Here is a 346-nt window from a genome sequence, read left to right on the forward strand (position 1 = left end):
ATGAGTCTGTCATGTTAATTAATTACAAATCGTATTATTGGGAAGTTAATCCCTTTTCAGTAATACATTGAGTTCTCAAAACACTTTATTAAGTGTCTTGAATATTCTAAAAACTAAGGCGAATTTGCGTACTCTTTTGAGATGCAAATTATGTAATAAACCAGCTAGTTACGATACGACTGTTAGGGCAACCCGCTCTGACAACGAATGTTTCTTTGAGAAACTTATTTGGGTTGTATGGTTAAGTGACTAAGCGTATACGGTGGATGCCTTGGCAGTCAGAGGCGATGAAGGACGTAGTAACTTGCGAAAAGCGTTGGCGAGCTAGTAACAAGCATTTGAGCTA

General features: G+C 37.9%; 1 rRNA gene. It reads left to right on the top strand.

Annotated elements, in window-relative coordinates:
- Nucleotides 1–239 precede the first annotated feature (239 nt).
- Nucleotides 240–346 (top strand): 23S ribosomal RNA (locus K5Q58_RS21000); the annotation flags it as partial.

This window comes from Shewanella sp. KT0246 (genome assembly GCF_019654955.1).
GTDB classification, from domain to species: domain Bacteria; phylum Pseudomonadota; class Gammaproteobacteria; order Enterobacterales; family Shewanellaceae; genus Shewanella; species Shewanella goraebulensis.